The 17,326-nt window shown below is 57.6% G+C and carries 17 protein-coding genes and 1 tRNA gene; 13 read left to right on the plus strand and 5 right to left on the minus strand.

From position 1 onward, the window contains the following. Positions 1 to 629 precede the first annotated feature (629 nt). From ACWISF_RS03810 to ispD, 3 genes are all read left to right on the plus strand, one after another. Entirely contained in the window at positions 630 to 1,604 is a 975-nt protein-coding gene (locus ACWISF_RS03810; RefSeq protein WP_448380265.1) for an ABC transporter permease, read from the plus strand. A gap of 129 nt (positions 1,605 to 1,733) precedes the next feature. Continuing rightward, positions 1,734 to 2,198 carry a hypothetical protein gene (locus tag ACWISF_RS03815; protein WP_448380266.1) on the plus strand — a complete coding sequence of 155 codons (465 nt, stop codon included), beginning with the start codon at positions 1,734 to 1,736 and terminating at the stop codon, positions 2,196 to 2,198. 3 nt (positions 2,199 to 2,201) lie between these two features. Then, positions 2,202 to 2,879 (plus strand): 2-C-methyl-D-erythritol 4-phosphate cytidylyltransferase, encoded by a 678-nt coding sequence (ispD, locus tag ACWISF_RS03820; protein WP_448380267.1) that lies wholly within the window; start codon positions 2,202 to 2,204, stop codon positions 2,877 to 2,879. On the opposite strand, the gene ACWISF_RS03825 is transcribed toward ispD, so the two are convergent. Both ACWISF_RS03825 and ACWISF_RS03830 read right to left on the minus strand, forming a co-directional pair. After that, the gene (locus ACWISF_RS03825) at positions 2,841 to 3,875 is read right to left on the minus strand and encodes a hypothetical protein (protein ID WP_448380268.1); all 1,035 of its coding nucleotides are present in this window, start codon (positions 3,873 to 3,875) and stop codon (positions 2,841 to 2,843) included. The two genes, ispD and ACWISF_RS03825, sit on opposite strands and share 39 nt — an antisense overlap. Before the next feature lie 83 nt (positions 3,876 to 3,958). Beyond that, positions 3,959 to 4,264 carry a DUF3155 domain-containing protein gene (locus ACWISF_RS03830; RefSeq protein ID WP_448380269.1) on the minus strand — a complete coding sequence of 102 codons (306 nt, stop codon included), beginning with the start codon at positions 4,262 to 4,264 and terminating at the stop codon, positions 3,959 to 3,961. Positions 4,265 to 4,446: 182 nt separating this feature from the next. Here ACWISF_RS03830 and ACWISF_RS03835 point away from each other — a divergent pair, with 182 nt between their 5' ends. Beyond that, complete coding sequence (locus ACWISF_RS03835; protein WP_448380270.1) at positions 4,447 to 4,890, plus strand: hypothetical protein; 444 nt, start codon at positions 4,447 to 4,449, stop codon at positions 4,888 to 4,890. 300 nt (positions 4,891 to 5,190) lie between these two features. Here the strand turns inward: ACWISF_RS03835 and ACWISF_RS03840 are convergent, their stop codons facing one another. Then, positions 5,191 to 6,591 (minus strand): MBL fold metallo-hydrolase, encoded by a 1,401-nt coding sequence (locus ACWISF_RS03840; protein ID WP_448380271.1) that lies wholly within the window; start codon positions 6,589 to 6,591, stop codon positions 5,191 to 5,193. 104 nt (positions 6,592 to 6,695) lie between these two features. On the opposite strand from ACWISF_RS03840, the gene ACWISF_RS03845 reads away from it, so the two are divergent. Then, positions 6,696 to 6,779 (plus strand) — tRNA-Leu (locus tag ACWISF_RS03845). A gap of 12 nt (positions 6,780 to 6,791) precedes the next feature. Here ACWISF_RS03845 and ACWISF_RS03850 read toward each other — a convergent pair. Beyond that, positions 6,792 to 7,547 carry a metal ABC transporter ATP-binding protein gene (locus ACWISF_RS03850; protein ID WP_448380272.1) on the minus strand — a complete coding sequence of 252 codons (756 nt, stop codon included), beginning with the start codon at positions 7,545 to 7,547 and terminating at the stop codon, positions 6,792 to 6,794. A gap of 52 nt (positions 7,548 to 7,599) precedes the next feature. Here ACWISF_RS03850 and ACWISF_RS03855 point away from each other — a divergent pair, with 52 nt between their 5' ends. Continuing rightward, positions 7,600 to 8,613 carry a metal ABC transporter solute-binding protein, Zn/Mn family gene (locus ACWISF_RS03855; RefSeq protein ID WP_448380273.1) on the plus strand — a complete coding sequence of 338 codons (1,014 nt, stop codon included), beginning with the start codon at positions 7,600 to 7,602 and terminating at the stop codon, positions 8,611 to 8,613. Here the strand turns inward: ACWISF_RS03855 and ACWISF_RS03860 are convergent. Next, positions 8,579 to 9,823 carry a sugar transferase gene (locus ACWISF_RS03860; RefSeq protein WP_448380274.1) on the minus strand — a complete coding sequence of 415 codons (1,245 nt, stop codon included), beginning with the start codon at positions 9,821 to 9,823 and terminating at the stop codon, positions 8,579 to 8,581. The genes ACWISF_RS03855 and ACWISF_RS03860 overlap by 35 nt on opposite strands. A 148-nt stretch (positions 9,824 to 9,971) precedes the next feature. Between ACWISF_RS03860 and ACWISF_RS03865 the strand changes: the two genes are divergently transcribed. The 7 genes from ACWISF_RS03865 (at position 9,972) to ACWISF_RS03895 (ending at position 17,071) form a co-directional block, all read left to right on the plus strand. Next, the gene (locus ACWISF_RS03865) at positions 9,972 to 10,487 is read left to right on the plus strand and encodes a hypothetical protein (protein ID WP_448380275.1); all 516 of its coding nucleotides are present in this window, start codon (positions 9,972 to 9,974) and stop codon (positions 10,485 to 10,487) included. Between the two features lie 334 nt (positions 10,488 to 10,821). Beyond that, a complete protein-coding gene (locus ACWISF_RS03870; protein WP_448380276.1) occupies positions 10,822 to 11,979 on the plus strand; it encodes a phospholipid carrier-dependent glycosyltransferase in 1,158 nt (385 codons plus the stop codon). Then, positions 11,949 to 12,428: a photosystem II protein Psb27 gene (gene psb27, locus ACWISF_RS03875; RefSeq protein WP_448380277.1), complete on the plus strand. Its 480-nt coding sequence runs from the start codon at positions 11,949 to 11,951 to the stop codon at positions 12,426 to 12,428. The genes ACWISF_RS03870 and psb27 overlap by 31 nt, the downstream gene beginning before the upstream one ends. A gap of 6 nt (positions 12,429 to 12,434) precedes the next feature. Further along, positions 12,435 to 13,415 carry a 7,8-didemethyl-8-hydroxy-5-deazariboflavin synthase subunit CofG gene (gene cofG / locus ACWISF_RS03880; RefSeq protein ID WP_448380278.1) on the plus strand — a complete coding sequence of 327 codons (981 nt, stop codon included), beginning with the start codon at positions 12,435 to 12,437 and terminating at the stop codon, positions 13,413 to 13,415. Positions 13,416 to 13,500: 85 nt separating this feature from the next. Continuing rightward, a complete protein-coding gene (locus ACWISF_RS03885; protein ID WP_448380279.1) occupies positions 13,501 to 14,322 on the plus strand; it encodes a TylF/MycF/NovP-related O-methyltransferase in 822 nt (273 codons plus the stop codon). Positions 14,323 to 14,415: 93 nt separating this feature from the next. Continuing rightward, entirely contained in the window at positions 14,416 to 14,958 is a 543-nt protein-coding gene (locus ACWISF_RS03890; RefSeq protein ID WP_448380280.1) for a hypothetical protein, read from the plus strand. 52 nt (positions 14,959 to 15,010) lie between these two features. Continuing rightward, positions 15,011 to 17,071 (plus strand): hypothetical protein, encoded by a 2,061-nt coding sequence (locus tag ACWISF_RS03895; protein ID WP_448380281.1) that lies wholly within the window; start codon positions 15,011 to 15,013, stop codon positions 17,069 to 17,071. The last annotated feature ends 255 nt before the right edge of the window (positions 17,072 to 17,326 follow it).

The raw sequence follows: 17,326 nt of genomic DNA on the forward strand, positions 1-17,326 counted from the left end.
GTTTCCAATTTATTGGGTTCCCCAGCGAGTGGGGAGATACCCCTATTGAAACCCGCATGGCGAGGGCCTGTCAAGGGGCATTTGCGAGCATCTCGCCAAATCGTTATACATTGTACTGTTTCTAACCCCTCAAAATCACCCCAAACCTCGTCTGGGAGCCACATCGAGCGTCTCCACGAAGTTATGGGCTTTTCCCGGTTTTGGCCTGTCGGTCGCATGGGCCTAGGCGGCCCCAAGCCGCAGGTCGGCACAAATGCCCATGCGATAGTAAACTACCTTTGACTAAAGTCTGAGGCTTCTCGTAGCCCTGCCGTTGTTTTCGCAACCGCGCGCCTCTGGGTGGGTTTACCGCCACCCCAATCGCCTGTTACCCGTGCCTTATCAAGCCGTTTCTGGTGTCCGCAAAATAACCCATAGCCAGTTGCTGAAGGGGCTTTCCTCCCTGCATACAGGGTTTCCAGCCTTACCCAATGTGAATGCGCCTATATTTAACTGCATTGACGTTTATTCTTCCTCTCCATCCGCACGTCTTCTATTGTTATTAGGAGCATTACGAGGCTAACCCCCACCGGGTGAGCTTTTCTCCGGTATAATCAAACCCAATCCTAGGTGCGTCAATGGGAATGCCGATGTGGCGCTATTGGCTCAAACGTATCTTCCAAGCCGTATTGACCTTATTTCTGGCTTCAGTTCTCTCGTTTGCAATTATTCAGTTGGCTCCCGGCGATTATTTGAATAGTTTGCAGCAAAACCCCACGATTTCTGCCGAAACGGTGGAAGCTCTGCGGCAACAATTTGGTCTGGACAAATCCCCTGTTGAGCAGTATGTTCGCTGGCTGACTCAAGCCCTGCGGGGCAATTTTGGGGAAAGTTTTGTCTATCGCCGTCCGGTGGCGCTCCTGCTGTGGGAACGGGTACCCGCAACCCTGCTGTTGGCGGTGGCTTCCTTGCTGTTAACTTGGGGGTTGGCAATTCCTTTGGGCATTGTGGCGGCAGTTTATCAAAACCGCCCCTTGGATTATCTCTTGCAGGGGATTAGTTATCTGGCCCAGGGGTTTCCCAGTTTTATTGCCGGCCTGCTTTTTCTGTTTCTGGCCCAAAGTACGGGCTGGTTTCCGGTGGGGGATATGACCCGGATTGATTTTGTGGATTTGACGCCGCTGGGTAAAGTGTTGGACATCCTGTGGCATTTAACGTTACCGGCGCTGACGTTAACGGTGATTAGTTTTGCCAGTTTACAACGGCTGATGCGGGGCCATTTGCTGGATGTGTTGGGGCAGGATTATATCCGCACCGCCCGCGCCAAGGGATTGCCGGAATGGCGGGTGATTTATGTTCATGCCCTGCGCAATGCCATTAACCCTTTGATTACGCTGTTGGGTTTTGAATTTGCCACGTTGTTGAGTGGGGCGTTTATTTCGGAGTATTTTTTCAATTGGCCGGGTTTGGGGCGCTTGATTTTACAGGCGGTCACGGCCAAGGATTTGTATCTGGTAATGGCCAGTTTAATGTTGGGTTCGGTCATGCTCATTCTGGGCAATATGCTGGCGGATATCGGTTTGCAGTGGGCTGACCCCCGCATTCGCCTCCACAAGGAACCTTAGCTTGGCTTGACGATGCCCCGGCCCCTGGGTTAGGTTAGATTCCGGGCGGGAAAACGCCTCTACCTGCAACAGCAAGGACGTCCGCCGCGCGGTGAGTTACGTCTTGCTGTTCACGTAGTGGAGGTTGCAATGTCGGCACAAGTGATGTGGTTTCGTCGGACGGCCCGCCAGTTACAGGTTTTAGACACCAAATTTGAGCTGGAGCGTCTGCCCCAGGTGCAGGCATTGGTGAAGTTGAAGATGGGGCATACGTGGCAGCGGATGCGGCAACGGGGTTTGGATATGCAAGACCCGTTGGTGTGGTGGGAACAACTGCGCACGCATGGGATTTTGGCGCTAGAAACCAGCGGGGGGGACGCCGAGCGGGTGGCCGTCTGGCTCGAAACCCTGGAGTCAAAAGCCTATGGCACCCTGGAGCAGGTGAAGCGGGAACCCTATGCTGCCTTGCGCCCGGAACTGGGAATTGCCCGGCACTGGGTGTTTTGGGTGCCGCGGGAGCCGGTGGCGGCGGAAGTGTGGTGCGATGTGTTTTACAGCGCTATTGATCAAAAGGGAACCTGCCAAGTGATTTCCGTGCCGGGGACGGAGTCGTAGGGGATGTACGTGCTGATTGCGGCTGCGGGTCAAGGGAAACGCATGGGGCATCACCGCAATAAACTCCTACTGGAGTTGCAGGGTCGCCCCATTCTGGCTTGGACCTTGGCGCGGGTGCTCCAGGCACAGCCGACGTGGGTGGGGGTAATGGCGCAACCGAGGGACTGGCCGGAGATTGAGCGCATCCTGGAACAACTGGCGCCAGCAGTGCCCGTGCAGGTGATTCCAGGGGGGGACACCCGCCAGGCCTCGGTCTGGAATGGCCTGCAAGCCCTGCCTACTGCTGCCGAGACAGTGTTGATCCACGATGGGGCGCGTTGTCTGGCCAGCCCGGCCCTGTTCCACCGCTGTCAGGCTGCCCTCCAGAGGGCAGTTGGCGTGATTGCCGCCGTGCCGGTCAAAGACACGATTAAGGTGGTGGCCGAACCGCCCCTGATTGCCCAAACCCCGGAACGGGCGCACCTGTGGGCGGCGCAAACCCCGCAGGGTTTTCGGGTGGCAGTGCTCAAACGCTGTCATGCCCAGGCCCTGGCCCACCGGTGGCAGGTGACCGATGATGCGGCGCTGTTAGAACGTTGTCAGTATCCGGTAGAGGTGGTGCTGGGCGAGGACACTAATTTGAAAATCACCACACCCCCTGACCTACTCATCGCCCAAGCCCTGTTGACCCACGGCCTCTAGGGGCAAACTCAATTCCAACCCCTGCGCCTGCCAGTGCAGTTCCCCACCAAGCGCCGCCAACCGTTCCTGCCAGTGGGACAAGCTGGGATAGAGCCGTCCGGTTTGGGGACTCCATTCCCAATCCGCATTCAGGGCACACCGCTCCCCCAAGGAGCTAAATTGCAAATCCAAGCGAATGACCTGCTGCCCTTGTTGTTGCACCTGTTTGACCGCCCCGTGAATCTGGGCACCCGCAGGCAGTTCTCCCAACAGGAGGGGCATCACCTGGGCCAGCAGGTGGCGGAAAATGCGCGGCAAGGGGGTCACCAGGTCAAAATCGAGCTGAATCCCCCGGGCCTGCGCCTGTGCCAACCAATCCCCTAACCCTTCCTGACAGCGCTGCGGTTCAAACCAAGAACGCCACCGTTCCTGCCGCACCCGAACTTCCTGGGCAATCGCCTCCAATCCCTGCCGCACCCGCGCGGGCAACTGGTGCCGGTACTTCAACAAAACATCCGCCCACACCCCAATCGTACTCAAGGGAGTGTAGATTTCATGCAGTACGGAACGGGCCCAGTCCTCCGGCGGCTGCGCGGTCTGGTACAGCCATTGCTGGTAGAACCGCTCCACCACACCCACCGGCGCCACCGGCCAATGCTCCGGCAAGCCCTGCCATCGCTGGCCTGCTTCCCCCAACCGCCCCTGGGCCAACAGCTCCTGCCAGATTCGCCGCACCACCCCTGGGTTAAACGTATGGCCAACCTGCCCTGCTTCCGTTGCCACCAGGGCAAAGACCCACTGGGAACCGCGGATGCACAGCAGGTGTTCCCCCGGCGCCACCAAGCGACTGTCCAGCCACTGCTCCGTGCGCCCTTGGTAGGTCGGCGGGGAAATAAGCACCCACGCAGGCGCCGTCTCCAACAGTTGGACGGCCAAGTTTGCCCCCACTTGCCAATGGCCTAGAGCCATCCCCGGCGGGAGTTGCCCCACCTGCGGAAAAATCTCGATCAACCCCATAGCGACCGGCTCTCGCCCCTAGGATCGAGCCTAACAACCGCCTGCAGGGCTAGCTAGGGCAAAAAACCGTCCCTGTCTCCGGCTTACTTCCCTGCCCCCACCTGATTGGTCACCTCGTGCTGGCGCAAACTGGGAAAGAGAAAGTGGTTTTCTTCCACATACTGCGCCCCAAACAGACCCTTTTCCGCCCAGAAATACCGGTCAACCGTATGTTCATTCCGGCGGACCAACAGGAGCGCAGGCGGGGTGATACCGTGGGCGTGAATAAACCGCCGCGCCGCCGTAACCGGTTTTTCGTCACCCGTTTCCAGGGTATATTGGGGCACACATTCTAAGATTTTGCGACCTTCTAAACGCCGACGACTCTTGCGCTTACGTCTCCTAGCCAAAGCGCTCTCCTCCTAAAACGTTTGACACGTGGGAATTTTGTAGTTAGGGTTACATAACCCTAGTGCAGTATAGGGGTTTAGGCCGCAGTTTTCAAGGGTTCGTTAATCACTTGCAACAATTAGAATCGGGGGGGTTGCGTATAATAAAAGAATTAGGACTTCCTTGGCAGGCACGGGCGGCCATGGCCTATCGCAGTTGGTTGATCACCTGGTTGTTGCAGGTGCCGCATCGTCTGCGCCAGGGGTGGTATCAACTCTGGCAATGGTTGCGATGGATGCGCTGGCGGCCAGAGGCACCTCCCAGTTTGACGCCTGCGACCCCGCCTCCCCTGCCCTGGTGGCGACGTTGGTGGCAGCAGTTACTCCAACAGTTGCGCCGCTTCCCTTTGTTGCGGGGGGCGCCGCCGCGGGAATCCCTGCCGAGTACCCCCGAACCACCTCCCTTACCGCTGGTGCCGGTCGCGCCGGTGTTACCTGAACCGATTGTGGAAGTCCCATCGGTCGCCGAGGGTTATGAACCCCATTGGCTCGAACAGTTGCTGCAGTGGCTAGACCGAGTGTTCTATTTTTGGGAGCAAAAAATTCAGGGCTTTTGGCATTGGTTGCGAGGCTTTTGGTGCGGTTGAAGAAGCTATTTTTGGTGGTCATTTGTAGCTAAACATTGCCCTACCGTACATAAGCCGTAGGGATCATGGGTAGGGGGTAAACAGGGTTGTCTCGTCCTGGTCATCACCTTCCCAGGGGTGGAGGCATACGCAATCACGTAACACCCAAACTTCTACGACACCGCCTTGGTTCTTAACCAGGGCGTTTTGCCACCTGTGGCAGTCCTACTGGATTAAAAAAAGCCAGTACAGGAGCAGTACTCCCACAAATCCTACGCTCTCATTTGGTATCGTTATAGGCCGTTTCCTGCTCCCTCCTGATTAGGCGCGATACAATTCACCCACCTCCAAAGAACGCCGCCGCAACCGCCAGAGCAAGCGTCCCGCTTCGACAAATTCCCGCCACCGGCGCCACCAAATCCCCACATAACGCGGTTGTACATGCTTCCACAGGGGTAAATATTCATTTTCCCAGGCGTCCAAAAGGGATAAAAAAAGGCGCACATCCACCCAAGAGGCATCCTCAGCCAGGCGAATCCGTAGCCGTTTCGAGGGTCCCCAAGTCGAAAACATCCGCTTGCGGCAACAATCATTGATGACCAAAGCCGGAACCTGAATGGTCAAGGTCGCCGCCACAGGTTCTGCCAAGGCCCGCACCTGCCGTCGCGCAAAATCCAACAACCAATAATAATCCCCCTGTTGCTGAATATGAAACAAAACGGTCCAGCGAGAAATTTTGGGTAAGCCGGGCGGTAGCGCTTGGAATAGGGCACTAAAGTAGCGTGCAAAGGCGGGATAATCGGGTTTTGCCTGCGCTTCTTTGGCATATTGTTTCGCCAGCACGTCCTGATATTTTTGGGCTAGAAAAGCGATATGTTGCTCCCGCTGCTGATAGTCAAACTCCCGTATCTGAAAACCCATTTGCTCACACCAAGTACTACCCGGCGGCATGACCACACATTGGGTTTTGGCACCCCGTTCTTGACGGACTCGGTCAAAGTAATCCTTTAAGGCTGCTGGGGAAACAGCAGTGGCATTAAATACTTGCGTTTCTCGGTGTAGAAAACAATGGTTGCTGGCAAAAGGGATGGCATACTTTGCCCCCACTGTTAAAGCAAATTCGGTGAATTCTTGCATGTAGTGCGCCGCCGAACGAAACTCCCCAAACCGCTCACGATAATCCTCAATGCAATAGGGAATGGCCGAGGCACTCGAAAAACTCCGCAAGACAAAATCAATCTGGGGAAATCGCTTTTGAATCTGCCGCAGGGGCCAGCCAAATAATTTGCAGTCGTTGGCATTCAAGAGGGTGACCCTGCCATTGGTAATGACCACCGCCGAATCTACCGTAATGCCAAATTGAAAGGAATGTAAAAATAAATGATTTCCTAATGGCACATGCCCCCCATGCGGAATTTCGATGATGTTCTTAAAGCCCAAACTCTGTAAATCCGTGACCATGCGCCGGGTATGCACCAGCGGCACCAGCACGGGCGTTTCCCGGTCAAAGTGACGCAACGAAGGACCATGAAAATGATCCCAATGGAGATGCGTAATGTAAATGTAATCGGGTTGTAATTGGTTAATCAGTTCCGGGGGTGGTTCTGGGAAATTCCACCAACTCCGCCAGTAGCAGGAGCCGCGCAGCCAAGGGTCAATGACTAAAGAGATACCCTGCTCCTGCACCAGTAACCCCGCATGGCTCAAGATGGTAAACCGCATCCCTGCCCCCAAACACCCTGACTTAGGGTAGCGTTACCGCAGTAAATGTGTCTAGCCCAAGTCCTACTTCGGGGTATGTTTTGTGATATAGTAAGAATTTACTGGGGCGGATGGCGGAATTGGTAGACGCAGCAGACTCAAAATCTGCCGGTAGCAATACCTTGCGAGTTCGAGTCTCGCTCTGCCCATCGGGGTTGGGTTTAGCAATGCCAGTTGAAAGGCTGGAGTGGGTCAGGGGTGCGGTCGTGATGGTTGAGCGAATAGGCGTGATGGAGAAGTTGCGGGGTCATGACTTCCTGGGGCGTTCCCACCGCAATTAGGCGTTGATTGAGCAAGAGGACCCGGTTCATCTGCTGGAGAAATTCCCCCCAGTGATGGGTACTGACCAAAATCATGGCGCCCTGTTGCCGCAGTTCCTGGAAAACCTGCAGCATCACCTGTTCGGCTTGGGCATCCACCCCGGTTAAGGGTTCATCCAGACAAAACACATCCGCCTTTTGCACCAGGGCACGGGCGAGAAACACCCGCTGCTGTTGCCCCCCCGACAAGGCACCCACCCGCCGCCTTTGTAACCCCAATAACCCCAAACGCGCCAAAGCCGTCCACACCTGGGGTTCCCGCCGCCCGCCGCACCCCAGCCGCACCACCTGCTCCACCGTAATCGGATAGTCCCAGTCAATCTGGGAACGCTGGGGCACATACGCCACCCGGTGCCGTTGCTGTGTCAAGGGCTTGCCTGCCAACCACACCCGCCCCCGCACCTGGGGCAACAAACCCAAAAGCGCCTTCAGCAGGGTACTTTTGCCGGCGCCGTTGGGGCCGACAACCCCCACCATCTCCCCAGGCGCCACCGTAAAACTCACCCCCGTTAACACCGGTCGCCCTGGATAACCCGCCGCCAGCGACTCTACCACCAACACGCCCTGACCCCCCATCGGGTCGAGAATGATTCTCATTGCCGAGAAAAACGATTATCATTCTATAGCATCTTGGTTTTGGAGCTGGACAATGAGACCGTGCCGTTGGTTCCTGCCGCTAAGTTTGCTGGTGACCGGCTGTGGGGTGATGTCCCGACCCGGTGCGACGCCGACCCCGGCTGCGGATGCCCCCAAGGTGGTGGCGACCTCCTCGGTCATTTGCGACCTGACCCGCCAGATTGCCGCCGCGCGGGTGCATCTGACCTGTTTGGTGCCCCCTGGGGTGGATGCCCACACCTATCAACCCACCCCTGCCAACCGGCAAGCCCTGGAAACGGCCCAGGTGGTGTTTTACAACGGCTACAACCTGGAACCGGCGGTAGAAAAACTCATCCAGGCCGCCCCCCCCGGCCTGATGCGGGTCGCGGTGGGGGAATTGGCAGTGCCCAAGCCCCTGCTGGGAGAACATGACCACGGGCATGATCACGGACACGACCACGGGCATGCCGAAAAAAAAGCCCAACGGATGCCCGACCCCCATGTGTTTCACACAGGAGCCAACGTGGCGCGCATGGCGAAAGTCATCGGTGAGAAACTGGCGCAGGTCTATCCCGCCCAAGCCCAAGCGTTTACCCAAAACACCCAAACCCTGGTCGGAGAATTTCAGCAATTGGATCGTTGGATGCGGCAACAGTTCCAGACCATTCCCCCCAAACAGCGCAAACTGGTCACCACCCACACAGCCCTAGGGTATCTTGCCCAGGCCTACGGGTTGCAATTGCTGGGGGCGCTCCAGGGCATCAGCACCCAGGAACAGCCCAGTGCCGGCCGCCTGGCCGCCTTGACTAGAGAAATTCGGCAGGCCCAGGTGCCCACCATTTTTGCCGAGGTGAGCCTCAACCCCCAACTCATCACCACCGTCGCCAGAGAAGCCGGGGTCAAAATTGCCGCCAAACCCCTATTTGCCGATGGTCTGGGCGCTCCTGGCAGCGGCGGCGAAACCGTGCAAAAGATGTTAATGAGCAACACCTGCACCATCGTTGAGGGCCTCGGCGGCACCTGCACCCCCTTTAGCGGGAACCAAACCCGGTCAGAATCGTTTTGATGGTTTTGGCGATGATCAACCCGTCGAGCCAGAGGGAACGGTACTTCACGTAATACAGGTCGTATTCCAGCTTCAAACGGGTTTCCTGCACCCCGGCGGCGTAGCCCTGGTTCACCTGCGCCCAGCCGGTGATCCCCGGTTTGACCAGATGGCGACACATATAGTAAGGAATGCGCTGGCTAAACTCGCGGGCAAACGGCACCTGTTCCGGGCGCGGGCCAATCAGACTCATTTCCCCCCGCAACACATGCCACAACTGGGGCAATTCATCCAACCGGAAGCGTCGAATCCACTTACCCACCCGCGTCAGCCGCTGGTCCCCCGCCTGGGCAAACTGCGCCCCCGCCGCTTGCACCCGCATACTGCGAAACTTGACCATCCAAAAAGGTTTGCCCCCCTGCCCCATGCGTTCTTGCCAAAACAGCACCGGCCCTGGGGAATCCCACCACACCGCCAAGGCCACCAGCCCCGCCAAGGGCAGCAACAGGGGCAAGGCCAACAGGATTAACCCGGTCTCCCCCACCCGCTTGAGCAACACATAGGCCGGGTCGGGCGCCATTGGCAACAGCCCCTCTCCCAAATGCGCCAGCGACACCCGCCCCGTCATGCCCTCCCAAACCGCCGCCGCATGGTACACCGGCAACCCCCGCAGCCGACAGTCCGCCAAAAACCGTATCCACTCCGGGGACAGGTCATCATGTAAATCCACGACAATGCCATCGAGTCCTGGAACCACGCGCTTCTCGCCCAGCCAATACCAATTCACCCCCGGCAAGGCATAAATCGCCTTCGTCAACGCCCCCGGCACCAGCCCCAGGCACAGGCGGCGTCCCCACCCTGCCAACAGCCATTGCCACAGGAGCGTCAGCCCGTAGCTCACCCCCAAAAACATGCGCGAATAGTACCAGCGGGTCAGGCTTACCACCCCCAACAACCCCAAAAAACACAAACTCACACTCACCAGCACCACCCGCGAGCGGTGTACCCCCGGAAACTGCCCCACGCGGCCGGCCAGCGCCAACGCCGAGCCGTAGGTCGCCGCCACCGCCACCGCCAACTGCAACCAGTTCCCGTTGTGCCAAAAATACCATTCTCCCCAAGCCGCCCGCGCCGCCACAAAAAGGATGCCGAGCAACCCCAACCCATCTGCCAGGCTACGCCAGCCCCCCGCCTTGCGCGCTACCTGTTCCCGCCACGTCACTGCCGTCATGGCTGCCTTCATCCCCAGCTACCGCCTCCCTATTATCTCCAAAACCAACCCCACCAGTTGTCAATTCCCAGGGGAACCGTTATCTTAAAAAGAATCAAATGCAATGTGATGGCACAATTGCTGGCTGGAGGAGTGAGGGATTATGCGTATGAAAGGCTGGTTTTCTGTATCACTAGCTACGGCTGCCGTACTGGTTTTGGGAACGCAGATGGCCCAGGCCAATCCCAAATTAGAAACGGTGACTGAAGAGGGGGAAGTGTCGCCGAGTTTGATGATGCCGGGGGGTGGAATTCCCATTTCTTTTCCACCGGAAGCGCCTTATATGTACCCTGCCAATTTGAACTACGAATCCGGCACGTTTATCCTGGGCATCAACCAAAATACCAACATTCGGAGCAACAGCGTTTTGACGGATAAATTCACGATTGCGCCGTTCCGGGATTACACCGGTGATGGGGTGCAAAATTTGGATGACATTCCGGCGCACCAAAGGCAATACAATCAGGCTTTGGCCGGTTGGATCGCACGGGTGCAGGCTTGTTTGGCGGAACGTCCCAATATGTTCCGGGTCGTGGGAGAAGGGACCAGGGTACCCGTTAATATTGACGGTAAAGCGGGCAAAATCTTCCTGAACGCCAACAAGAAACCGGTCTGTCCCAGCTAAATCAGTCCGACGCTTCTGATCTGAATGCTTTAGTCCGTGCTCTTAGGGGTTACGGACTTTTTTATTCCTGGGGTAATCCCTCAATTGGGTCATCCCCCGATGACAGGGTAACATCGGCTTGATCATGCAACAGACCTGGGCTGTATCTATGCAGAAATTATCCGCAGCACCTTCAATTGGCCGTCTTACCAGAAGAATTTTTCTCAAGGTGCCGCCAATTGCATGGGTATTCTCTTCCCAGCGCCCCCTATGCTGTGCCGAGCATGAAACTTGGCCAGCTCCACCCCCCTGGCTATATAGTGAAAGACTGTACATGAGCAAGTAACGGCAATTCATGCGTGGGTATGCGTGGCTATGGGGATGGTTGTGGGCCTTGAGTTTGGGGTTGCGGTTTTGGGGGTTGGGACGCTTTGAAGAATGGGTCTTTGATGAGGTTTATTTTGCTAAATTTGCCTGGAATTATTTGCAAAACATTCCTTTTTTTGATGGGCATCCCCCCCTGGGCAAATACATCATTGCCTTGGGGATCAAACTCACGGGTTTTTATCCCTGGGGCTACCGTTGGCTAAATGCGTTGGTGGGGTCATGGATTCCGGTTTTGACCGGATTGGTCACCTATGAATTGAGCCGCAGACAGGGTCTGGCATTGATAGCGGGTTATTTGGTGGCGATGGATGGTTTATTGCTGGTGGAATCCCGCTATGCCCTGATTAATGTCCATCTCATCGCTTTGGGGCTATTGGGGCAATGGCTGGTTTTACGGCGCAGTGCTTGGGGTGGGGTGTTTTTGGGCGCAAGTGTGGGGGTGAAATGGAATGCCTTGGCCTATTGGTTGGGTGGGGTTTTGACGGCCTGGAAATTGCGCTGGCGACGCTGGGACGTCATGATGGCTTTAACCCTGGTGCCTGCGGCAGTTTACCTACTCCTTTGGTTGCCCCATTTAGCCCAAAATCCGGGGACAGATTTATGGACATTGCATCGGCAAATGTGGAGCGCCCATAGCCGTTTGGGGTCAGGGCCTCAGGTGCATCCCTACTGTTCAGCTTGGTGGTCCTGGCCGTTGATGCTGCGCCCCATGAGTTACTACTACCAAAATCAGGGGGGGTGGGTGATTTCCGTACAGGCAATGGGCAACCCGTTTTTGTGGTGGTTGGTGGCCGCAGCGGTGGTGGTCAGTGTTCCCCATTTGCTGCGCAAGCGTTGCCCTTGGGAGTTGCAGTTTGCCCTAGGAAATTATTTGCTCCATTGGTTGCCCTGGGCTTTGGTGAAACGGTGCATTTTTATCTACCATTACTTGCCGGCGCTGGTGTTTGGGTGTGTGGTGCTGGCCTGGTGGGTGGAACGCCTATGGCAGCAGGGACGTAGGGGTTGGGTTGGTCTGATAATGGTGCTGCCGGCGGTGGGGTTGGGGTTTTGGTTGCCGGTTTATCTGGGGTTGCCCCTGCAACCGGCGGCTTGGCAATGGCGGTTTTGGTTGCCCAGTTGGATTTGACCCCCTGCTGGTGTCAAAATAAAAAAATCGTGATGGAGGCAAGCGGGCTTGTGAAGGGATTACGGGCGATAGTGGTTGGGCTGGTGCTGGCGGTGGTGCTGCTGGTGTCGGGGTGTAATGGGGCAATGGGCACCCTTTCTGGCGATTACACGCAGGATACGTTGGCTTTGGTCAAAACCCTGCGGCAGGCGGTGAACCTGGCGGAGGATGACCCGAACAAGGCCGCCTTTCAAAACAGTGCGCGCCAGCAGATGAATGATTTTGCGGCGCGGTATCGGCGGGATGACGGGATTTCCGGGCTGTTGTCCTACACTACCTTGCGGACGGCGCTCAACTCCCTGGCGGGGCATTACAGTTCCTACCCAGGGCGACCCCTGCCAGAAAAATTAAAGCGGCGGATTACAGAGCAGCTCGACCAGGTGGAAATGGCGCTCAAACGCGGCAATTAACCGTTCATGGCTGCGGTGGTCACCTACAGCCCGGCGGTGACGTTGGTGCCGACCTATGAATGTTTCAATGCCTGTAGCTACTGCAATTTTCGGGTGCCGCCGGGTCAGGGTTCCTGGTTGAGCTTGGCCGAAGCGAACCAACGCCTGGCACGTATCCGTGGCCACAGCCCCCAGGTGACCGAAGTTCTGTTGCTTAGTGGTGAAGTGCATCCCCGCCATCCCCGGCGGGCCGCTTGGGTGGCGCATTTAGCGCAACTGGCAGAACTGGCCTGGGCATGGGGATTTTGGCCCCATACCAACGCCGGGCCGTTGACTGCTGCGGAAATGGCGCACTTGGGTGCTGTCAATGCTTCGATGGGGTTGATGCTCGAGCAACTCCGCCCGGATTTGGCGGTGCATCGCCACGCCCCTAGCAAGGACCCCCGCCTGCGGTTGGCGCAACTGGAACAGGCGGGCCGGTTGGGGATTCCCTTTACCACGGGCTTGTTGGTGGGGATTGGCGAGTCGCCGCAGGACTGGGAGACGACCTTGCAGGCCATTGCGGCGGTGCATCGGCGCTGGGGGCATATCCAGGAAGTGATTGTGCAACCCTACCGGCGGGGTACGGCGCAACATGGCCATCTCCCTGACTTTCCCCTGGAGCAGTTGCCTGCGGTGGTGCGGTTGGCGCGCCAGATATTACCCGCAGAAATTACCGTGCAGATTCCCCCCAATTTGGTCAACCATCCCCAGGTGTTGCTGGCCTGTCTGGCGGCGGGGGCACGCGACCTAGGCGGCATTGGCCCCCAGGATGAGGTGAACCCGGATTATCCCTACCCCCAGGTGGAGGCGCTTGCGACCCTGCTTGCCCGCCACGGTTACACGTTGCGTCCCCGTTTGCCGATTTACCCGCCCTGGTTATCTCAACGGTGGCCCCAGGGTGTCCCGTACCCAAAGCCCCAAATTACAGATGAGGTGTTCTGCGGTGCCAATCCTCGCTTGGGATGAGTTTTTTGAACATGCTCCTGCCTACCCACGCGGCTACCCTCTAGGGGGTGGCGGTCATGGTACAGACCAAGCATCAGGACTGTAGATGCAGCCGCAAGGAGCCATCGCCGGGATGAAACGCCTCATCCGCCAGCTCATCCGACGCTTGGGTTTTGACATCGTGCGGTACCGCAGCACCCCACCCCAGGTCGCCCGTTCGGTGGCAGCCGCATCCGTTTTTCCCCCAGATTTTGACCCCGAAGCAATGGAAATCATCCAGGCGGTGCAGCCCTACACGATGACCAGTCCTGAGCGCATCTTCGCCCTGATTCAAGCGGTTCGATACATTGTCCGGGCTCGTATTCCCGGTGCTATCGTCGAGTGCGGCGTTTGGCGGGGGGGAAGTATGATGGCCGTTGCCCACACCCGCAAGCGTCTCGGCCAAGACCAGGTGAACCTCTATCTTTTCGACACCTATGCAGGCATGCCCAAACCGGCTGAGGTTGACGTGGACTGTACCGGTCAACCCGCCCTGCTTCAGTTTGCCGCCACCCAGCAAGGTGAGGACAGTTCTGCCTGGTGCTATGCCCCCCTTGCCGAAGTCCGCCAGAACATGGCCAGCACCGGCTACGACCTGAACCGGGTCAAATGCATCAAGGGCAAAGGCGAAGAGACCATTCCCGATGCCGCACCGGCCCAAATCTCCCTCCTAAGACTGGATACGGACTGGTACGCATCCACCAAACACGAATTGACCCACCTGTTTCCCCGGCTGTCCGCAGGCGGCGTCCTGATCGTGGACGACTACGGCTACTGGCGCGGCAGCAGAAAAGCAGTTGATGAATACCTGGCAGCCCAGGGCCTCCACCTGTTGCTCCACCGCATTGACGCAACCGGCAGAATTGCCATCAAACCCATCCCCGGCTGAGAGGACGAATTAGGTTCTGATGGGATCAGGGAGCCAACCTCCGTATAGAATTACTTTCGTAAACCCGGAAAACGTGGTTCTCCCGGTCAGGCGATGCGACGGTGGTGGTGGGGCCTTGGGGTTGGGTTATGGCTCGGCGGCTGTCAGTTCGGCCCGCACTGGCAGGTCGTGCAGGGGGATGGGTTTCAGGTGAATTTTCCCGGTACGCCCCAGCAGGAACAACGCACCTTGGAAACACCGGTGGGGGAGGTGGTGACCCACGCCTGGGGGATAAACCGTCCCAAAGGAACCTATGCGGTCGTGTTTAGCGACTACAACCAGCCAGTGGCCCGCTTAGCCGACTCCACCCTGATGTGGGAACAACTCAAAGCCCAGGCGCAACAACGGGTACAAGGACGGGTGACCCAAGAACGGCAGGTAACCCGCAACGGCTACCCAGGGCGGGAAATGGTGGTGACTATCCCCCCGGAACGTCTGGCCGGGGGCGGAGTGGCAAAGGTACAGTTTTACTTTGTTGGGCAACGGGTGTACGGGTTGTACGCCATTGTCCCGCAAGCACACCAGGCGGATTTGGCGCAGTTTTTTGATTCCTTTCAGGTCACCCGTCCGCCTGATCCCAACCCCCAGCCCCGCTGAATTCTAGGCTACATTAAGAAGTGGGGCAATTGGTTTTGGGAATGGTCAATCCGTGACCCGCCGCACGTGGTTAGAGACAGCCGAATACGGCTTGGTGTTGGTATCTTTGGTGGGAACGGTAGTGGCCGCAGTCTCGCAACAGGTGGTGGTGGCCGTTTTGCCCCTGTCTTTGGCGTTACTGGTCAACCTCATCCAGCGCAGTCAGTGGGAAGCCAGCCAGCAACAGTGGTTGCTCACCGCCTTAGAAAGCTGGAACCAACGCTACAGGGCCGATATGAAGTTTTTGCGCCGCCGTCTCCAGGACGTGCTGTTGTCGCCGGAGCCGGTGAACCTTGCCCCCCTAGAACAGTCTCTACAGGAATTGCAACAGGCGTTGGGCAACCTGCACCAGGAAATGGATCAACGCCTGGCGACGGTGAAAGAGATAGATTTAACCCCCTTGCATACCAAACTCGCCCAACTCCAAGACCAGTACCAGCTCCTGCGGGCGGGACTGGGAGAACTGAACCGCAATCTGGTGAGCCTACCTACCACCCAACAAATCGCCCAGATGGAGAAAGGTTTGGGGGAATTGCAGCGCCAAGCCGCCCAACTGCAACGCCAGGTGCAACAGTTGCGGCAGACGCCGGTGGTGGATGTGCAACCTCTGGAAGCCCAATTGGCCTACCTTAGCCAGCAAATCACCGCCCCCCAAGCCCTGAGCGCCCAAATCAACACCCTGGAAACCGCCACCCAACGGTTGCAACTGGCCGTCGAACAGTTGGGGCAGGAAGTCGCCGCCACCTTGCAGATGCGCGAAACCGTCGGTCGCCTGGAGCGGGAACTACAAAGCCAGAGCAAGTTAGCGCCCCTGGTGCACCAACTCGAACAGCAATTGCGGCAGGTCCTCACCCGTTACCAGCAGCAGGAGCAACTGACCCAGGGCATGACCCAAGAATTGCGGCAGTTGCACGCCCAGCAGGAACAGATGGCCACCTGGGAATCCCGCCTCCGTCACGTGGAACAACAAACCCAAGCAGTGGACGCCCTGCACGCCCAGGTCACCGCATTACAGCAACAAGCCCGCAGCCAGGTCAGCCGGGCCGCCCTTTTGCCCCTGGTCACCGCCGTCGCCCAACTCCACCGGCAGCAAACCGCCCAAGCCCAACAGTTGGCCCCCCTTGCCACCGCCCTTAGCGCCGTGCAACAGGAACTGGCGCAACTGCAAAACCCCCCTGAACCCGCCGCCCTAGAGTCCATCCGCACCACCCTTACCCAACTGAGCCAACGGATCAACACCCTGACGCAGGACCACAGCCAGGCGCTGCAACAGGTCAAACAGGAACTCAGCCGCACCCAAGCCCAACTTACCCAGCTCAAAGACCTACCGCACCTCCAACAGCAACTCGACGAAATGGCGCAACTGGTCAGCCAAATTGACCACAGCCACGGCGACCTGCGGGAATCCACCCAAAACCTCGCCAGCCGCCAAGCCCAGATGGAACAGCAGTGGCAGACCACCCAGGCGCAACTGCAACAGCTTCCCGAACAGATCAACACCGCCATCCAAGACTGGGCCACCGCCATCAACCGGCAACTCCGGCAAATCCCCCACTACACCTACGAACTCGTCGCCGACCGCTTCGGGGGACGGGAAATCCTCACCCAGGCCCTCACCGAGACCACCCAAGAGCTGATCATTGTTTCCCCCTGGCTCAGCCAACAGGCCATTGACCGTTCCTTTTTGCAAGCCCTGCGGCGATTACTCACCCAAGGCGTCCACGTACATATCGGCTGGGGCGACGTGCAGGACCTGAAAAACCGGGAACTCAGCCGCAACAAAAACAACCAATGGCGGGACGGGCCAGGGCGGTTTTCCTGGAAATACAACGCCCTAGGGGATTTAGAGCAACTGGAGCGGGAATTTCCCCAACAGTTCCATCTGAAATTCATCGGCACGCGGGAACACTACCTGGTCAGCGATGACCGTTTTGCCCTGGTGGGAAGTCATGCCCTTTTAGGTGGCGGCGGCCTCAGCCGGGAAGTGAGCCTCAAAACTACCGACCCCCGCCTGATTCAGGATTTGCGTAAACGCTTTCAACGGGCGGCCAACTTGGACGAATTGAACTGGTAAGTTCCCCACCAATCTCACAAGAGGTAAGAAAGAAAAGATATGTGCAATTCTCGTTTTGTCCGTTCCGAGGAAAGGGTAGGTTACGGTTAATGTCTTTCTGGTAGTCATTTCAAACAAGTTTGCAACATTCGCCTTTACCTGCAAACCCTGTCCTGGAAGGGGATACAGCCATGACCAGTGCCTCAAAGTGTTGCATTTTCTTGTGAAACGACTACTGGAAATGATTTTGGTTTTTGTCCACTATAGCTAGGTAGG

This window comes from Gloeomargarita sp., from assembly GCF_053491055.1.